General features: G+C 69.3%; 16 protein-coding genes. 10 read left to right on the forward strand and 6 right to left on the reverse strand.

Translation table 11 applies throughout. The features are described 5' to 3' along the window. Positions 1–58: 58 nt before the first annotated feature. The 9 genes from cheY (at position 59) to arlJ (ending at position 8,630) form a co-directional block, all read left to right on the forward strand. Positions 59–427, forward strand: a complete 369-nt coding sequence (cheY, locus tag AC6RUA_RS09255) for a chemotaxis protein CheY (RefSeq protein WP_499812732.1) — start codon at positions 59–61, stop codon at positions 425–427. Beyond that, positions 424–1,644, forward strand: a complete 1,221-nt coding sequence (locus tag AC6RUA_RS09260) for a chemotaxis protein CheC (protein WP_499812733.1) — start codon at positions 424–426, stop codon at positions 1,642–1,644. The genes cheY and AC6RUA_RS09260 overlap by 4 nt, the downstream gene beginning before the upstream one ends. Beyond that, positions 1,631–2,176, forward strand: coding sequence for a chemotaxis protein CheD (locus tag AC6RUA_RS09265; RefSeq protein WP_499812734.1), 546 nt, complete (start codon positions 1,631–1,633; stop codon positions 2,174–2,176). Before AC6RUA_RS09260 ends, AC6RUA_RS09265 begins: the two co-directional genes overlap by 14 nt. An 87-nt stretch (positions 2,177–2,263) precedes the next feature. Next, positions 2,264–3,523, forward strand: coding sequence for a FlaD/FlaE family flagellar protein (locus AC6RUA_RS09270; protein ID WP_499812735.1), 1,260 nt, complete (start codon positions 2,264–2,266; stop codon positions 3,521–3,523). After that, positions 3,507–3,938: an archaellum stator protein ArlF gene (gene arlF / locus AC6RUA_RS09275; protein ID WP_499812736.1), complete on the forward strand. Its 432-nt coding sequence runs from the start codon at positions 3,507–3,509 to the stop codon at positions 3,936–3,938. Before AC6RUA_RS09270 ends, arlF begins: the two co-directional genes overlap by 17 nt. After that, on the forward strand, positions 3,939–4,391 hold the full coding sequence (gene arlG / locus AC6RUA_RS09280) for an archaellum stator protein ArlG (protein WP_499812737.1): 453 nt from the start codon (positions 3,939–3,941) through the stop codon (positions 4,389–4,391). Beyond that, positions 4,388–5,149 carry an archaellum protein ArlH gene (gene arlH, locus AC6RUA_RS09285; RefSeq protein WP_499812738.1) on the forward strand — a complete coding sequence of 254 codons (762 nt, stop codon included), beginning with the start codon at positions 4,388–4,390 and terminating at the stop codon, positions 5,147–5,149. The genes arlG and arlH overlap by 4 nt, the downstream gene beginning before the upstream one ends. Positions 5,150–5,210: 61 nt before the next feature. After that, positions 5,211–6,878, forward strand: a complete 1,668-nt coding sequence (gene flaI / locus AC6RUA_RS09290; protein WP_499812739.1) for an archaellum flagellar ATPase motor FlaI — start codon at positions 5,211–5,213, stop codon at positions 6,876–6,878. Then, positions 6,879–8,630: an archaellar assembly protein ArlJ/FlaJ gene (arlJ, locus tag AC6RUA_RS09295; protein WP_499812740.1), complete on the forward strand. Its 1,752-nt coding sequence runs from the start codon at positions 6,879–6,881 to the stop codon at positions 8,628–8,630. 73 nt (positions 8,631–8,703) lie between these two features. Here the strand turns inward: arlJ and AC6RUA_RS09300 are convergent, their stop codons facing one another. The 4 genes from AC6RUA_RS09300 to AC6RUA_RS09315 all read right to left on the reverse strand — a co-directional run bounded on the left by AC6RUA_RS09300 (position 8,704) and on the right by AC6RUA_RS09315 (position 13,762). After that, positions 8,704–9,297, reverse strand: coding sequence for a dolichol kinase (locus AC6RUA_RS09300; RefSeq protein WP_499812741.1), 594 nt, complete (start codon positions 9,295–9,297; stop codon positions 8,704–8,706). Position 9,298: 1 nt separating this feature from the next. Beyond that, positions 9,299–11,104, reverse strand: a complete 1,806-nt coding sequence (glyS, locus tag AC6RUA_RS09305) for a glycine--tRNA ligase (RefSeq protein ID WP_499812742.1) — start codon at positions 11,102–11,104, stop codon at positions 9,299–9,301. A gap of 131 nt (positions 11,105–11,235) precedes the next feature. After that, entirely contained in the window at positions 11,236–12,735 is a 1,500-nt protein-coding gene (locus AC6RUA_RS09310) for a glycosyltransferase family 1 protein (RefSeq protein WP_499812743.1), read from the reverse strand. A gap of 169 nt (positions 12,736–12,904) precedes the next feature. After that, positions 12,905–13,762 (reverse strand): CBS domain-containing protein, encoded by an 858-nt coding sequence (locus AC6RUA_RS09315; protein WP_499812744.1) that lies wholly within the window; start codon positions 13,760–13,762, stop codon positions 12,905–12,907. Between the two features lie 140 nt (positions 13,763–13,902). Between AC6RUA_RS09315 and AC6RUA_RS09320 the strand changes: the two genes are divergently transcribed. Further along, positions 13,903–14,046, forward strand: a complete 144-nt coding sequence (locus AC6RUA_RS09320) for a DUF7556 family protein (RefSeq protein ID WP_499812745.1) — start codon at positions 13,903–13,905, stop codon at positions 14,044–14,046. An 81-nt stretch (positions 14,047–14,127) separates the two neighbouring features. Here the strand turns inward: AC6RUA_RS09320 and AC6RUA_RS09325 are convergent, their stop codons facing one another. Together AC6RUA_RS09325 and AC6RUA_RS09330 are read right to left on the reverse strand one after the other, a co-directional pair. Further along, the gene (locus AC6RUA_RS09325) at positions 14,128–14,379 is read right to left on the reverse strand and encodes a DUF7967 family protein (protein ID WP_499812746.1); all 252 of its coding nucleotides are present in this window, start codon (positions 14,377–14,379) and stop codon (positions 14,128–14,130) included. Between the two features lie 69 nt (positions 14,380–14,448). Next, the gene (locus AC6RUA_RS09330) at positions 14,449–16,080 is read right to left on the reverse strand and encodes a methyl-accepting chemotaxis protein (RefSeq protein ID WP_499812747.1); all 1,632 of its coding nucleotides are present in this window, start codon (positions 16,078–16,080) and stop codon (positions 14,449–14,451) included. Between the last annotated feature and the right edge of the window lie 26 nt (positions 16,081–16,106).

Genomic DNA, 16,106 nt, shown 5'->3' on the forward strand with positions numbered 1-16,106 from the left:
TCTCACGCGTGATACCCACAGGCGAGCGTTTATGCTCGTCGCCGGGCCCGGTTTCCGCATGTCGACCGGAGTACTCATCGCCGACGACTCGGAGTTCATGCGGAACCTCCTCCGGGAGATTCTCGAGGGGGAGTTCGAGGTCGTCGGCGAGGCCGAGAACGGGGTCGAGGCCGTCGATATGTACGGCAAACACGACCCCGACGTCGTGATGATGGACATCGTGATGCCCATCCGCGACGGCATCGAAGCGACCAGCGAGATAACGGACGGCGACGCGGGCGCCCGGGTCATCATGTGCACGAGCGTCGGGCAGGAGGAGAAGATGAAGGCGGCCATCAGGGCCGGCGCGCAGGGGTACATCACGAAGCCGTTCCAGAAGCCGAACGTCCTCGAGGCGATCGACGACGCCGTCGCCGCGGCGGGATGAACGTCGACATCCGGTCGCTCGGTACGTTCAGTCGACTGGCCAGTCAGGGGGCCGACCGGGCCGCCGCCGCGTTCTCACAGCTCACGGGAGCGACCGTCTCCGCGACCGTCTCCGAGGTGACGCTGCTCGCGGCCGAGGACCTCAGCCGCGTCTTCGACGGACGCGAGTTCGTCGGCGTCGAGGTCGGTCTCCGGGGCGGACTCGCGGGCCAGACGGTGATGGCGTTCGAGCGTGACGCGGTCGAGACGCTCTGCTCGCTGCTCGTGCCCGGCGTCGACGGGGCCGACGGCGAGTTCGCGCGCAGCGGCGTCACCGAGGTGGGAAACATCATGACGAGCGGCTTCGTCGACGGCTGGGCGGACCACCTCGGCGTCGCCGTCGACGTGACGCCTCCCAGGTACGTCAGCGCGACGGGAACGGACGTCCTCCCCGACGGCGCGGTCGACGGCGACCGCGAGGGCGTGTTCGTGTTCGAGTCGCGCGTCTCCGCGGCCGACGCCGAGTTCGGGTTCGCCATCTACCTGTTCCCGGAGTACGACGGCTTCATCGACCGCCTCGCCGCCGAGTCGTCCGGCGAGGGGGGAACCGTCCGGGTCGACAGACTCCCGACGTTCGACCGGCTCACGAAGCGAGGCACCGCGAGCGCCGCGGACCACGTCACGACGCTGACCGGCACCGAGACCGACGTGGACGCCTCGCGGCTCCGATTCGTCTCCGTCCGGGACGTCCCGTCGGAGGTCGGCGACGAACCGGTCGTCGGCACCGTCTTCGAACTCCGCGGCCGACCGAGCGGGTTCCTGGCCGTCCTGTTCGACGAGGCGTCCGCGGAGGCCGTCGCCCACGGGATGATTCCGACCGAGACCACGCCCGGAATCGGGGAACCGGAGCGTGGGGCTCTGCGGGAGCTCGGCAACATCATGACGAGCGGGTTCGTCGACGGCTGGGCGGACGTGCTCGGGACGACCATCGAGCACACCCCTCCGCAGTTCGTCCACGACATGGGCTCGGCCGTGATGAGTCCGCTCGTGAGCCGGCTCGGCCGGACGCGGGAGCACGCGTTCATCGTCGACTCCACCGTCCGGACGCCCGACGACGACGTGCGGTGTGACATCTACGCGCTCCCCGACCAGCGCGAACTCGCGGCGGCGCTCGACGGCATCGACCCCGCGGCGACGGACGGACACGCGGTCGGCGAGGGAGCCGATGGGCCGGCCTGACCCTACGGCGGCTCCCGGCGGCGAACGAGACGCCGCCGTCTCCACGGACCGCTCGCCTCTCGACCGCCGGCGGCTGAGGGTCGGTCTCTCGGAGGCTCGCGTCGCGGCCGACGGGACCGTCCTCGTGACGAGCGGACTCGGGTCCTGTCTCGGCGTCGCCATCTATCACCCGGTGACCGGCGTCGGAGGGCTGCTCCACGCGATGCTCCCGGTGGCCGCCGCCCGTCCCGGTCCGGACGAGAAGTTCGTCGCGGAGGGCATCGCCGCGCTGGTCGACGGGCTCGCCGCGGCGGGCGCCACCGACGGCCTGCGAGCGAAACTCGCCGGCGGTGCCGCGATGCTCGACCTCACGACCGGCGGCGACGATTCCATCGGCGACCGGAACGTGGCGGCGGCCGAGGCGACGCTCGACCGGCACGGCGTCCCGGTCGTCGCGGCCGACACCGGCGGCGCCCGCGGTCGGTCGCTCTCCTTCGAGACCGCGACCGGCCGCCTCCGCGTCTCCCGAACCGACGGCGACGCCGTCCTCTGAGGCCGACGGACGGACTCTCCCGTCGGCTATCTATTCCGATAATCCGCGGGGAGAGTTTAAGACTCGGTCGCGGGTGTACTCGCAGTAATGGGTCTCCTCACACCACTGTTGGGAGCGGGCGTCGTTCCCGGCGACGCGTGGCTCCTCACGGCCCTCGGTCTGCTCGGCGCCAGCCTGCTCGACCGCTTCCGAGACGACGGCGCCGTGGACGACGGGGAGGACCCGCTGCTCGACGACGACGGCGCGTTCGGCGGCGGCGACGAGAGCGGGGACGACCTCGGCGACTTGGGGGGAATGGACGACTGGGACGACGACGACCCGTTCGGCGGCGAGGAGGACGACGCCGCCGAACTGGAGAACCGGCTAGAGGACCTCGAAAACGAGGTCGCGAGCCTCTCCTCGACGGTCAGCACCGTCCGCTCCGAGAACGAGGAACTCGCCGAACAGGTCGACGACATGGGCGAGAACGTCCGGAGTCTGCTCGACATCTACGAGATGGTGACTCGCGGTATCAACCCGTTCGTCGACGACGCCCAGGCCGGGGCGATGGGCGGCGAGTTCGGCGGCGAGGCGTCGTTCGGTCTCTTCGAGGACGACGGCGAGGACGACGGAACCGAGGACCTCGACGACGACCTCGCGTCGGCGGACGCCGAGGCGTTCTTCGACGAGGACCTCGGGGACGAACGGGACGACGAGACACACGAGGACGACTTCGACGAGGAGTTCGACGACTTCGAACCGACTGACGACACCACCGACACCGAATCCATGGCGACCGAAAACGGCGGTAGCAAGAGTTTCACCGAACTGAAAGACGAGTACGATTCCGGCGACGCCGACTGGGTCGACGGGGACGGGTCGACCGGAGACCCGCTCGACGACGGCGCAGTTGGGGGGGACATCGCCGACGACTCGGGCGGGTCGAGCCGACCCGCCGGAGACGACGGCGGGTTCGAGTTCGTGGAGGAGGACGACCTCTCGACGAACCCCCAGAAGCCCTACCTGACGACGCTCCCCGGCGACTACGTCGGCGACCTGATGGTGATGGAGTGGCTGGAGTACCTCGTCGAGGAGTCGGACCCGACCGACGCGGTTCGCGCCGTGAACTACTACGAGCGCGTCGAGTGGATCGACGGCGAGGTGGCCGACCAGCTCGAGGCGTACCTCTCCGGGTTCGGTGACATCGACCGCAACTACGTTGACGAGCCGGGAACCGCTCGGCTCACGCTCGACCACCACACGCAGAGCCTGAAGTACGTGATGCAGCTCGCGAACGCGACGGCCGAGTCGGTCGTCATCGACCGCTGGCCGCAGCTCTCGGGAGGGAGCCGTGGGCTTCAGCGTTAGCGCCTCGACGGCCGTCGTGTTCCTCGGGATGTTCGTCGCTGCCGGCGTGGCCTACCCGGCTATCGCGAACGGCGCCGAGCGAGTGGCCGAGGCGAACGCGGGCGCCGCCGACCGTGCGTTCGACCGACAGCACACCGACGTCGTCGCCACGAACGCGACGCACTACCCCGGTAACGACACGCTCGTCGTGACCGCGCGCAACGACGGCGCGACGACGCTCGACGTGAGCCGGGTCGACCTCCTGGTCGACAACGCGTACGCGACGGCGACGGCGACCGTCTCGGGCGAGACGGACACGAGCCTCTGGCTCCCGGGCGAGACGGCCCGCTTCGCCGTGACCGACACCCCGACGCCGCCCGGTCGCGTCAGCGTCGTCGTCGACCACGGCGTGCGCGACTGGGTGGAGGTGGCCTGAGTGGCGAGCGCGAGCCTCTCGGAACTCATCCTGTTCATCGCCGCGCTCGTCGTCGCCGCCTCCGTCGCGGGGACGCTCACGAGCGAGGTGACCCGCGTGGGCGACGCCATCAGCGCCCGGTCGCTCGACGTGGCCGACGAGGTCCGCTCCGACGTCGAGATAGTCTCGGACCCGGCCGCGGGGGTGTACAACGCCTCCGGCGACGAGAACGTCACCGTCTACGTCCGGAACACGGGCGCGTCGACGCTCCCGGCCGACGGTTCGGCGGTCGACGTGCTCCTCGACGGCCGGTACCGGACGGACGTGCGCGTCACGCCCGTCGAGGGCGGGGAGACCTGGGCCGAGGGCACCGTCGCGCGCGTCGAACTGTCGGCGCCGGGGCTCCAGAGCGGCGACCACCGGCTGAAGCTTGTGGTCCGCGAGGACGAGGAGGTGTTCCGGTTCCGCACATGAGCCACCGCGACCCCAACCGCAACCTCCTGTCCATCGGTCTCCCCGAGCGGGACCAACTCAACAAGGAACTCGGCGGCGGCATCCCCCGCGGGAGCATCGTCCTCATGGAAGGGGACTACGGCGCGGGGAAGTCCGCGCTCTCTCAGCGGTTCAGCTACGGACTCGTCGACGAGGGGGCGACCGTCACGTTCCTCTCGACGGAACTCACCGTCTCCGGGTTCGTCGACCAGATGTACTCGCTGGAGTACGACGTGACCAGGCCGCTCCTCGACGAGAGACTCCTGTTCCTCTCGGCGGACTTCGACTCCGGCGGAACGTTCTCCGGCGACAGCGGCCAGCGGAAAGAACTGCTCAAGCGCCTCATGGAGGCGGAGGTGATGTGGCGGTCGGACGTGGTCATCCTGGACACGTTCGACTCCATCCTCCGGAACGACCCGACGTTCGAGGCGCTCGTCCGCAACAACGAGGAGCGACAGGCCGCCCTCGAGATAATCTCCTTCTTCAGGAACATGATATCTCGCGGGAAGACCATCGTCCTCACCGTCGACCCCTCGGCGGTCGGCGACGAGGCCATCGGCCCGTTCCGCTCCATCGCGGACGTGTTCATGGAACTCCAGATGGTGGAGGTCGGCAGCGACGTGCGCCGGAACATCTCGGTGAAGCGCTTCGCCGGCATGGGGAGTCAGGTCGGCGACACCATCGGGTTCTCCGTGCGCTCCGGCACGGGACTGGTCATCGAGTCGCGGAGCGTCGCGTAAGATGGGCGGGCTGGGTGCGCCCCCGGAACCCGCGCACCCGCGTGCGGCGTGGTGTTGACACATGACGGACCAAGGGACGGCGAAACCGTCGAGCGAGTTGAAGCAGGCCGCGATGAAGCGGCCACACCTGCGCGAGCACCTCCAGAAGTTCAAACAGATTACGGGGGAGTTCCCGCTGTTCGTCGAGGACATCGAGAGCGCTCACGAGACGCGTCACCCGAACGTCCTCTACCCGGTCGGCGGTCCCATCTACTGTCACGTGTACGGTGACTTCGGACAGGACACCAAGTACTACACCGTCGAACCCACGCTCTCGACGGCCGAGGAGCGGATACTCGACGTCATCAAGGGGAAACTGCTCAACAGGAGCGGGCACCGCGCCACCCCCCAGGACGAGTCCGGCTACGACGACCTCATCGAGGAACTGCTGGAGGAGGTGACGGTCGTCTCCGAAGAGCGGTCGTACGGTCCGCTGTCGAGACTGCTCAACGTGGGACGGATCGAGGTGTCGGCGCAGACGTACCGGGACGTTCGCTACCGGCTGAACCGCGACATCGTCGGGTTCGGGCCGCTCGAACCGGTGATGCGCGACCCGGAGAACGAGGACATCCACGTCATCGGCCCCTCGGAGTGTCACGTCGACCACGGCGTCTTCGGGATGCTGGAGACGACCGTCGACTTCGGCACCCCCGAGCAGTTCGACAACTGGCTGCGGAACATGGGCGAGCGGATGGGCGACCCCGTCTCGGACTCGAACCCCATCGTCGACTCGACGCTACCCGACGGTTCGCGCATCAACATCATCTACTCCGACGACGTCTCCATCAAGGGGTCGTCGCTCACCATCCGGCAGGGCGAGGACACGCCGCTCTCGGTCAACCAGATCACCGACTGGGGGACGCTCAGCCCGGAACTGGCGGCGTACCTCTGGCTGTGTCTGGAGAACGAACAGACCGTGTTCGTCGTCGGCGAGACGGCGTCGGGGAAGACGACCACGCTCAACGCCATCCTCTCGTACATCCCGCGCGACTCGAAGATATACACGGCCGAGGACACCGCCGAGGTGATTCCGCCGCACAACACGTGGCAGCAACTGCTCACCCGCGAGGGCGACGGCGCGGACTCGAACGACGTGGACATGTTCGACCTGGTGGCGGCCGCGCTCCGGTCGCGCCCCGACTACATCATCGTCGGCGAGGTGCGCGGCGCGGAGGGGCGGATGGCGTTCCAGGCGGCCCAGACCGGCCACCCGGTGATGCTCACGTTCCACGCCTCGGACATCGTCTCGATGATTCAGCGGTTCACGTCCGACCCCATCAACGTCCCCGAGACGTTCATGGACAACGCGGACGTGGCGCTGTTCCAGAACCGGGTGAAACAGGGCGACAAGGTGCTTCGCCGGGTCACCTCCGTCCAGGAGATAGAGGGCTACTCCAAGGAGATGGACGGCGTCGTCACGAGGCAGGTGTTCGACTGGGACCCCGTCGAGGACGAGATAGTCTTCCGGGGGATGAACAACTCCTACGTCCTCGAGGAGCAGATCGCCACCCTGCTGGGGTACGCCGACACGCGCGACATCTACGACGACCTGCAGTTCCGCGCCGAACTCATCGAGCGGATGATTCAGGAGGGGATGCTCGGCTACCACGAGGTGAACGAGGGAATCAGGGCGTTCCAGCGGGACGGCGTGGAGGGCCTCCCGTTCGACATGCACCGCTCCTCCAGATAGATGAGCGCCGGCACCTCCACCGGCGACTCGGGACTCCTCCCCGACTCGCTGCTCGAACTCGCGGGCGAACTGCTCGACTCGTACGACGCGCTCGAGATGTCGAGGCGGGCGTACGTCGGCTACGTCCTCCTGCCCGCGCTCGTTTTCCTGGTGCTCACGCTCGCCGGCGCGGTGGTGCTGCCGCTCCCGCTCACCGTTCGACTCCCGATTCCGCTGCTCGGCTTGCTCGTGTTCGGCGCGGCCGTCGGCTACCCCAAACTCTACCTCAACGGCCGGAAGGTGGCCATCGAGAACCAACTCCACCTCGTGATGACCCACCTGACGGTGCTGTCGACCACCAACATCGACCGGATGGAGGTGTTCCGCACCCTCGCGGCCGAGGAGGAGTACGGGGCCGCCGCCGCCGAACTCGGGCGCGTCGTCCACCTCGTCGACACGTGGAACCAGTCGCTCGACGACGCGCTCCGCCGCCGCGCGAAGGAGGTCCCCTCGGACGCGTTCTCGGACTTCTTCGACCGCCTCGGCTACACCATCGGCGCGGGCCAGTCGCTCGACGACTTCCTGCTGTCGGAACAGGACGCGGTCATCCAGAACTACATCACGGTGTACGAGGGGGCGCTGTCGAACCTGGAGGTGATGAAGGACCTCTACATGTCGATGATCCTCTCGATGACGTTCGCGCTCGTGTTCGCCATCGTCCTCCCCATCCTCACCGGCGACGACCCGACGCTCACCGTCGCGGCCGTCATCGTCCTGTTCATGCTGGTCCAGTTGGGCTTCTACGTCGTCGTCCGGGCGATGTCGCCGTACGACCCCGTCTGGTTCCACTCCGAACAGGGCGCTCCCTCCGACACCCGCCTGTGGGCCGGCCTGTTCGTCGGCGTCGGCCTCACGTTCGCGCTCATCGGGGTCACCGGTGCGGGCGTGTTCGGGTACGGTCCCGGACTCCCGGGGCTGCTGTTCTTCCTCGACCGGGTGCCGCTCCCGCTGTACGTCTGCGTGCCCGTCTCGCCGCTGGCGCTCACCGGGGTCGTCCTCCGACTCGAGGAACGAGCCATCGCCGGCAGGGACGCCGAGTTCCCGTCGTTCATCCGCGCGCTCGGGGCCGCGGAGAGCGCGAAGCAGTCGACCACCGGCGACGTCCTGAAGACGCTCCACCGGAAGGACTTCGGGGCGCTCTCGCCGTCCATCACCCGACTGTACCGCCGGCTCAACGTCCGCATCGACCCCGGGCGGGCGTGGTATACATTCGCGACGGACACCCGGTCATACCTCATCCAGAAGTTCTCGGACATGTACCTGGAGGGCCGCGCGATGGGCGGCCGCCCGAAACAGCTCGGCGAACTCATCTCGACGAACATGACGACGGTCATGCAGTTGCGCGAACAGCGCCGACAGGCGACGACCACGATGATCGGCCTGCTGTACGGCATCACCTCCGCGTCCGCGTTCGCCTTTTTCATCGGCCTGCAGGTGGTGAACATCCTCGCCGACCTCTCCGAGCAGTTCTCCATCACCGGGGCCGGCGGCGTCGGGCGACTCATCTACGCCGGGGTGTACGACATCCCGCTCATCGAGTTCCTGCTGCTGCTCGTCATCCTGTTCAACGCCCTGCTCTCGTCGGTGATGATCCGCACCATCGACGGCGGGAACAAGGCGAACGCCTACCTCCACTTCGTGTTGATGACGTGGCTCGGCTGTCTCGTCGCGCTGTTCACCAAGGCGCTCGTGACGAGCATCCTCACCATCTGAGCCCGGCGCGTCGACGCACTCCCGCTCCGACCGACCGCGATTCCGGGGCGGTCGCGCTCGCGTCGCCGTCCTCTCAGGCCCCGGCGACCAGATACACGAGCGTCATCCCGACGCCGGCGGACGGGGGGATGGTGAGGTTGTCGTCGACGACGTACCCCGCGATGACGGGCTTGAGACCGTCGGCGAGCGTCGCGCCGAGCGCACCGGCGGCCGCGGCGGCGACCCCGGTCGCGACGGAGTGGTCGCGGCCGGTGAACGGCACCGCGATGGCGAAACAGACCAGGAACATGACCGCGAGCACGCCGAGTTCCTTCGCGGTCCCCGCGTCGTTCGACCCGAGCAGCCCCGAGATGGGGTCGCCGATGGAGAGCATCAGCATCGCCGGGACCGCCACCGGGGGCGGGAACGCGAACGCGGCGACGGTGAACGCGACCATGAACAGCGCGTAGCCCGCGACGTTCTCGGCCTCGTAGCTCCGGGTGAGCCTGTCGTACACCCAGTGGTCGAGACCGACGACGAGTCGCAGGAACTCCAGGACGAACACCAGGCCGGTGAGCGCGAGCAACAGCAGGCGGAACTGCGCCCACGTCACCAGTCCGAGCAGGTACGACGCCGGAAGCGTGGTCCCCGACGCGTGGACCGCCCGTCGAGCGAGTTCGCTGCTCACGTCACTCGACCCGCTCGTGCGCCTCGAGCACCGCGTCGAACGACGTCTCGCCCTCGCGGAGCGACGCGAGGGTCTCCGCGAGCGCCGCCACCGGGAGCCGGACCTGCGCGGTCGTGTCCCGGTCGCGCAGCGTCACCGTCGGGTCGCCCTCGCCCTCGACGCCGTCGCGGTCGACGGTGACGCAGAAGGGCGTGCCGACCTCGTCCTGTCGGCGGTAGCGCCGGCCGATGGAGCCGGAGTCGTCGTACGTCACCGAGAGGCCGGCCGCGCGGAGGTCCGTCACCACCTCGTCGGCCAGGTCGAGCAGGCGCTGCTCGTTCGAGACGAGCGGGAACACCGCGGCCTGCGTCGGCGCGAGTTCCGGGTCGAGCGCGAGGTACGTCCGCTCCTCGCCGTCGACGGTGTCGGTCTCGTAGGCGTGGTCGATGAGCGTGTAGACGATGCGGTCGACGCCGAACGACGGCTCGACCACGTGGGGGGTGATGTGCTCGCCGTTCTCGGTCACCTCCTCGACCGAGAAGTTCGCCACGTCGGTCGCGACGGCGTGCTCCTCGCCGTCCACCTCGACGGTGACCGCCTCGGCGTCGAACGCGCCGGGGTCGCGCGCCGCGAGCGTCTCCAGCGCGTCGGCCACGTCGCCGGCCGCACCGCCGAACTCGGGGCCGAGCGTCGCCATGTCCGGGTCGACCGTCGCGCGCTCGACCGTCCGCGGTTCGTCGTACTGGCGGAACACGGTGAACGACTCGCCGCTGTGCTCGGCGTGCTTCGAGAGGTCGTAGTCGCCGCGGTACGCGAAGCCGGTTATCTCTATCCAGTCGCCGTCCACCTCGCTCTCGGCGTCCCAGCAGTCGGCCGCGTAGTGGGCGAGTTCGCCGGGCAGGTGCTGGCGGTAGCGGAACCGGTCGGGGTCGACGCCGACCCGCTCGTACCACTCCTGGGCGACGCCGAGGTAGTAGGCCACCCAGTCGGAGGCGATGACGTCGTCCTCGACGGCCTCGCCGACGGTCGTGACGGACGCCTCGCCGTCGGGGCCGTCCTGCGCGTCCGCGGAGTACAGCGCCACCTCCACGTCCTCCACCTCCGAGAGCGGCGGTTCGTCCGTCTCGGGGTCGATGAACTGCTCGAGTTCCGCCTGCGTGAACTCCCGCACGCGGACCAGCCCCCGCCGCGGCGATATCTCGTTGCGGTAGGCGGGACCGACCTGCGTGACGCCGAACGGGAGCCGGTTGCGCGCGTACTCCTTCAGCCGGGGGAACTCCACGAAGATGCCCTGCGCCGTCTCCGGCCGGAGGTAGCCCGGTTGACCGGAACCGGGGCCGATGCTCGTCTCGAACATCAGGTTGAACTCCTCGACCGGTTCGCCCGCGAGCGGCGCGTCACACGCCGGACAGCGGACGTCGTGCTCCCGCAGCAGTTCCTCCACCTCCGGGATGGGGAGCGCCTCGGCGTCCTCGATGTCCGTCGCGCCCTCGATGAGGTGGTCCGCCCGGTGGGAGGTGCCGCACTCGGGACACTCTACGAGCATGTCGTCGAAGCCGTCGAGGTGGCCCGACGCCTCGAAGACGGCCTCCGGCATCACCGTCGGCGCCTCGATCTCGAAGTTGCCCTGCCTGACGGTGAAGCGGTCGCGCCACGCGGACTCGAGGTTGTCCTTCAGCGCGGCGCCCTCCGGGCCGTAGGTGTAGAAGCCGGCGACGCCGCCGTACGCGCCGCTCGACCCGAAGAAGAAGCCGCGTCGCTTCGCGAGTTCGGTGATGGCCTCGCTCCGGTCGGTCGGCGCGGGCGTCGACTCCTCGCGCTCGCTCATGGGGACCACCGTCGTCGGGGGTTCGCGGCACCCGGGCCGCGCGCGTCGGCGTCGGTCATGCCCGCCAGTATCCACACGACGCTGTTAAGCGCACCGACACCGCGCGGAGGGTTGACACGGTACCGCCGCGGTTACGACGGGTCGCGGTCCGGCCGCTCCCGCGCGGTCGTCGCGCCCGCCGCACCCGCGGTCGACCCCTCGCTCGACGGCTGTTCGCGCCGGAACACGGGCGTCCCGGGGTTGCCGGTGTCGGCGTAGCCGGCCTGCCGGAGTCCGAACACGAGGTCGGCCAGTCCGCACCACGACTGCTCCAGCAGCGGCTCGCCGTCGGTCGTGTAATCCGCGCCCGCCTCGTCGAGTGCGTCGAGCGCGACGGTGTCCTCGGCCGCCCCGATGGCCCGTCGGAACGCCGCCCGCTTCGGCCGCTCGTACGCGTCGAGTTTCGCGGCCACCCGCCAGACCATGTCGTCGTGCGTGACGCGGCCGGTCCGCTCGGGGCTGCGCACCTGCCGGACGTGCTCGACGAGCCGTCGGTTGAGCGCGACGGCGTCGTCCCAGTGCTCGACGACCCACCGGACCGTCGACTCCAACTCCTCGACGGGGGCGACGAGCGGGTGGTCCTCGGGGACGCAGTCGTATATCCAGGGCTCGTCGCGGAGGACGAGCACCTGCCCCGAGGCGGCCTGTTCGAACCACGTCCGCGCCAGCGTGTCGTACTCGGTCGCACAGACGGCGAGGTCGCCCGTGGCGAGCATCTCCTCGTACAGCTTCCGCGACGCCTCCGGGTACGCCTTGACCCACGGCAGGGAGGCGTACTTCTCGGGGACGTCGCCCATGCTCGTGATGACGGTGCCGATGTCGTACTCCTCGTGGAGCATCGTCGCGACGTCCATCACGATGTCCTGGCGCTTCTTCTCCCAGTTCGACCCGGCGACGTGGAACCACCGGGGCCGCTCGCTGTACCGCTCGTTGAACCGGTCGAAGTCGATGGGGCTGTTCGTGAGAACGGACGCCTCGAGCGCCGCCTCGAGCGGACCCTCCAGGAGCACCCGCCGCGCGAACAGCGGGAGTTCGTCCCGGTCGAGTTTCGCCTTGAACCACAGTCCGTCCGCAAGGACCGCCTCGATGGACTCCAGCAGGCGGTGGTAGTCGTCGCGGTAGCCGTCGTCGGTGTACTTGAACGGGAGCATCAGGTCGTGGACGTTGACGACGACGTCGAACGGGTTCGGCTGCCCGGCGCGGTGGCCCGAGAGGTACAGCAGCCACTTGTACAACTCCTTCCGGCCGTTCCGGAACTGGTCGACCACGACGTCCACGTACCCCAACTGGTCGTATATCCGGCGGCGGAGTTCGCGCAGTTGGTCCTCGGAGTACCCTCCCTCGGTGAACAGGTGTCGGGTCGACGTGTCGTGCATGAACGGGTCGGCCTCGACGAGCGTCACCCGGTCGCGGTCCGCGAACACGTCCGTGCGGTCGTAGTTCGCGTCCCCGCGGTGGGGCAACAGCCAGTAGACGTGGAGCGAGTCGTCGATGCGGAGCCACTGCTCCACCCACGTCACCGCGTCGTTGAGCGTGGCGTTCGCGCTGGCCTCCCCCGGCCGGTACAGTTCTGGGACGAGTAGTACGCGCATCCGTGTCGGTCCTCGGCTGATATCTCGCCCACGCGGTAATGAGCGGTCCGACCGACGCGCGCGGTCGGCATCTCCGGGGCGGCGACCGGACGACACCCCGTATCCATCGCGCACGGAGCGAGCGAGAAACGCGTCGTCATCCGTCCCTCGGGCCGCCCGCGTCCGCCGGCTACAGCGCCGCCAGCACGTGCACGTCGCGGACGATGCCCGCGAGGTCGCCGCCGGTCACGAGCGGAATCTGCTCGATGTCGTTCGATATCATCTCCTGTGCGGCCTCCCGGACCGAGCGGCGACGCGAGACGGTGATGACGTCCTCGGTCATGAACTCCGAGACCGGGTCGACGGGAATCTCCACGTTCCGGGTCGGGATGTACGCGCTCCCGACGGCCTTGATGCCCTCCCACTTCCACTCGTCGTCCTCGTTCGCGATGGAGTCGCCGGTGTCGTCGACTCCTTCGACCACGCGGGCCACGTCGATGATGTCCACCTCGGTCAACATCCCCGACATGTCGCCCTCCTCGTCGAGCGCGACGGCGTACGGCACGTTCGCGAAGTACAACTGCCGCTCGGCGACGGTGAGCGGCGTCCCGACGTACGCGGTGGTCACCTCGTCCGCGGCGACGTCGCCGCACGTCGCGTCCGTCTCCACGTCGCCGCGCGCCACGGCGTCGATGAGGTCGGTCACGGTGATGATGCCCGCGAGCCGTCCGCCGTCGTCCTCCTCGACGACCGGGAGCCGGCGCATCCCCTCGCCGAGCATGAGTTGGGCGGCGTCGCGGAGGTTCGTGCCGGGCGTCAGCGTCGGCACCTCGCGCATCAGGATGGCCAACTGGTCCTCGTCGGGCCGTTCGATGAGGTCGTCGCGCGAGACTAGCCCGCGGTACGTCTCCTCGTCGCCCTCTCCCTTGACCACGGGAACGGACGAGAACCGGTACTCCTGTAAGTACGAGAGCACGTCGTCGCGGCCGCCCGGGAGCGACACCGTCACGAGCTCCGACCGGGGGGTCATCGCGTCGGCAACGTTCATACCACCGCGTCTCGTCCCGCACCCTTGTAAACTCCGACACCGGTCGACGACCGGGCACGGACCGCTCCGACGCGAGCGGCGGTTTCATCTTCGAGAACTAATACGACGAGTTTATCAGTGAGTGGGAGGGAGTAGCATGCATGCCCGACCAGTGCACGGAACCGGAAGTGATGGCGTCGGTCGACGAGGACAGCTCCGAGTTCGTCATCGCCGACATCGCGTGCGACGACGCGTGGCTCTCCGTCGAGTCGCGCGACGCGCCGGTCCTCGAGAACTGGTGTTGAGCGCGTCCCCCTGACGGTCCCCGCGGGTCGACCCTCCGACCGTCCCCAGCCCCGGCGGTCGCGTTCTCGGTCGGCCCCCTCTCACACCTCGTCGTCCGGGTCGTGCCGCTCGGCCATCCGCGCCGCCTCCGACGCGTAGCGGTCGCGCGTCTCCTCGTCGGTCACGGGGTCGAGGTCGGCCTCGTCGCGGTCGGTCGCGGCGGTCGTCGGCTCCCGCCCGAGCAGTTCGACCGACGCCTGCCGTCGGTACTGCCGCTCCCCGTCGGGCGTCGCGTAGACGAGCGTGACGGTCTGCCGGGCGTCGTACTCCCGCTCGACCAGCCAGAGTCGCATGGCGGCGGCTACGGGAGTGGGGTGGAAAAAGGGCGCCCCCGCCGGTCGCCGGTCTTCGACGGCGTGCGGCTACTCGAACCGGAACTGACCGTCCGTCCGAACCCGCTCGTTCCCGCCGCCGCCGGACGCTCGCTCCGGCGTACCGTCGCGTCCGCGGAGTTCCCGCACCCGCTCGGAGAGGTCGTCGATGGCCCCGGTCTGCTGGTCCGTCGCCGCGACGATGCGGTCGGCGGCGCACTCGGTCTCCTCGGCTCGTTCGCGCACGTCTTCGATGGTCGCCGTGAGTTCCTCGACCGTGGCCGCTTGGTCGTCGGTCGCGCGCGACACCTCGCCGATGCCGTCGGCCGCCTGGTCGATGGCGGCCGCGATGTCGTCGAACGCCGTCAACACGTCGTCGATCTGGTCGGCCGCGTGGTCGATCTGCTGGCGGCTCTCCTTCGCGGCGCCCACCGTCGAGTCGGTCTGCGTCTGGAGCTGGTCGATGTTCTCGGTTATCTGCTCGGTGTGCTGACGGGTCTCGTCGGCGAGCGTCTTTACCTCCTCGGCGACGACGGCGAACCCGTCGCCGTCCTTGCCCGCGCGGGCGGCCTCGATGTTGGCGTTCAGCGCGAGCAGGTTGGTCTGCTCGGCCACGTCGGAGATGACCTCGACGACCGCCTCGATGTCGTCCATCCGCTCGCCGAGGTCGGTGACGGAGTCGACGAGTTCCTCGCCGATGTCCGTCACGTCCGCCGTCGCCTCGCTGGCGTCCTCGGAGGCGTCGAGCCCCTCGGTCGCGGCGTCGCGGGCCTGTTCTGCGGCGGCGTCGACCTGTTCTGCGGTCGCGGCCACCTCCTCCATCGACGCGGAGAACGTCTGCATCTCGCTGACGCCCTCGGTGAGCAGTTCGTTCTGCTCGCGCACGTTCCCGGCGATGCTCTCGGCGGCGTCCGCGGCCTCCTCGACGGCCTCCTCCAGACGCCTCGTCTGGTCGTCGACGCCCGTCGCCGTGTCCTCGAACGCCGCGGCCATCTCGTTGAGTTCGTCGACGACCCCCAGCAGGCGGTCGTCGAGTCGGCGCTCGGCGTCGTCGAACTCCGCGCGGGCGTCGAGCCGTCCGTTCACGAGCGCGCGGAGCGTCCCCTGGAGTTCGTCCACGAGCGCCTCGACCGCCTCCTGTCTGCGGACCTGCTCGGTGTGGTCGCGGACCGTCTCGATGACGGCGACCAGTTCGCCGTCCTCGTACAGCGGCATCGCGGTGAACGAGACGTACCGCTCCTCGCCGTGCCGGTCGACCATCTCGCCCTCGTCGGCGTACAGCGACAGCCGTTCGTCGGTCAACTCGACGTCGTACTCGCGGTGCGCGCTCTCGGGGGCGGCCAGTACCCTGTCCGCGAGCGTCTGGGTCCGGCGCCCGTCGGGGTAGAACATCTCGCTCGAGTGCGAGTGGCCGATAGCCTCCGCGGCCCCGACGCCCGTCAGGTCCGCGACGGCGGCGTTCCACGCGACGAGTTCGCCGCTCGCGTCGAGCATGAACACCGGCGACCCGACGCCGTCGAGCAACACGTCGTCGTCGACGTTGAGTTCGCCGTCGGCGTCGGCTCCCGGCGCACCCGGGGCCGACGCGGCGTCGACGCTCTCCCCCACCGCGACACCGCCGTCGGTGACGGCGCTCTCACCCCGCGTGAACCAGTCTCGAATGCGACCGACCAGAGACAGCATACCGCCCATCGCTCTACGAGTCCGCC

The organism is Halorarum sp. SLYT50, from assembly GCF_059821265.1.

What these genes read in the sequence shown, in the direction of transcription:
- AC6RUA_RS09310 (WP_499812743.1), bottom strand. Translation starts at nt 12,735, where the DNA reads ATGCGCGTACTACTCGTCCCAGAACTGTACCGGCCGGGGGAGGCCAGC.
- AC6RUA_RS09325 (WP_499812746.1), bottom strand. Translation starts at nt 14,379, where the DNA reads ATGCGACTCTGGCTGGTCGAGCGGGAGTACGACGCCCGGCAGACCGTC.
- arlH (WP_499812738.1), top strand. Translation starts at nt 4,388, where the DNA reads ATGAGCCACCGCGACCCCAACCGCAACCTCCTGTCCATCGGTCTCCCC.
- arlJ (WP_499812740.1), top strand. Translation starts at nt 6,879, where the DNA reads ATGAGCGCCGGCACCTCCACCGGCGACTCGGGACTCCTCCCCGACTCG.
- AC6RUA_RS09270 (WP_499812735.1), top strand. Translation starts at nt 2,264, where the DNA reads ATGGGTCTCCTCACACCACTGTTGGGAGCGGGCGTCGTTCCCGGCGAC.
- cheY (WP_499812732.1), top strand. Translation starts at nt 59, where the DNA reads ATGTCGACCGGAGTACTCATCGCCGACGACTCGGAGTTCATGCGGAAC.
- AC6RUA_RS09320 (WP_499812745.1), top strand. Translation starts at nt 13,903, where the DNA reads ATGCCCGACCAGTGCACGGAACCGGAAGTGATGGCGTCGGTCGACGAG.
- AC6RUA_RS09330 (WP_499812747.1), bottom strand. Translation starts at nt 16,080, where the DNA reads ATGCTGTCTCTGGTCGGTCGCATTCGAGACTGGTTCACGCGGGGTGAG.
- glyS (WP_499812742.1), bottom strand. Translation starts at nt 11,104, where the DNA reads ATGAGCGAGCGCGAGGAGTCGACGCCCGCGCCGACCGACCGGAGCGAG.
- flaI (WP_499812739.1), top strand. Translation starts at nt 5,211, where the DNA reads ATGACGGACCAAGGGACGGCGAAACCGTCGAGCGAGTTGAAGCAGGCC.
- AC6RUA_RS09260 (WP_499812733.1), top strand. Translation starts at nt 424, where the DNA reads ATGAACGTCGACATCCGGTCGCTCGGTACGTTCAGTCGACTGGCCAGT.
- AC6RUA_RS09265 (WP_499812734.1), top strand. Translation starts at nt 1,631, where the DNA reads ATGGGCCGGCCTGACCCTACGGCGGCTCCCGGCGGCGAACGAGACGCC.
- AC6RUA_RS09315 (WP_499812744.1), bottom strand. Translation starts at nt 13,762, where the DNA reads ATGAACGTTGCCGACGCGATGACCCCCCGGTCGGAGCTCGTGACGGTG.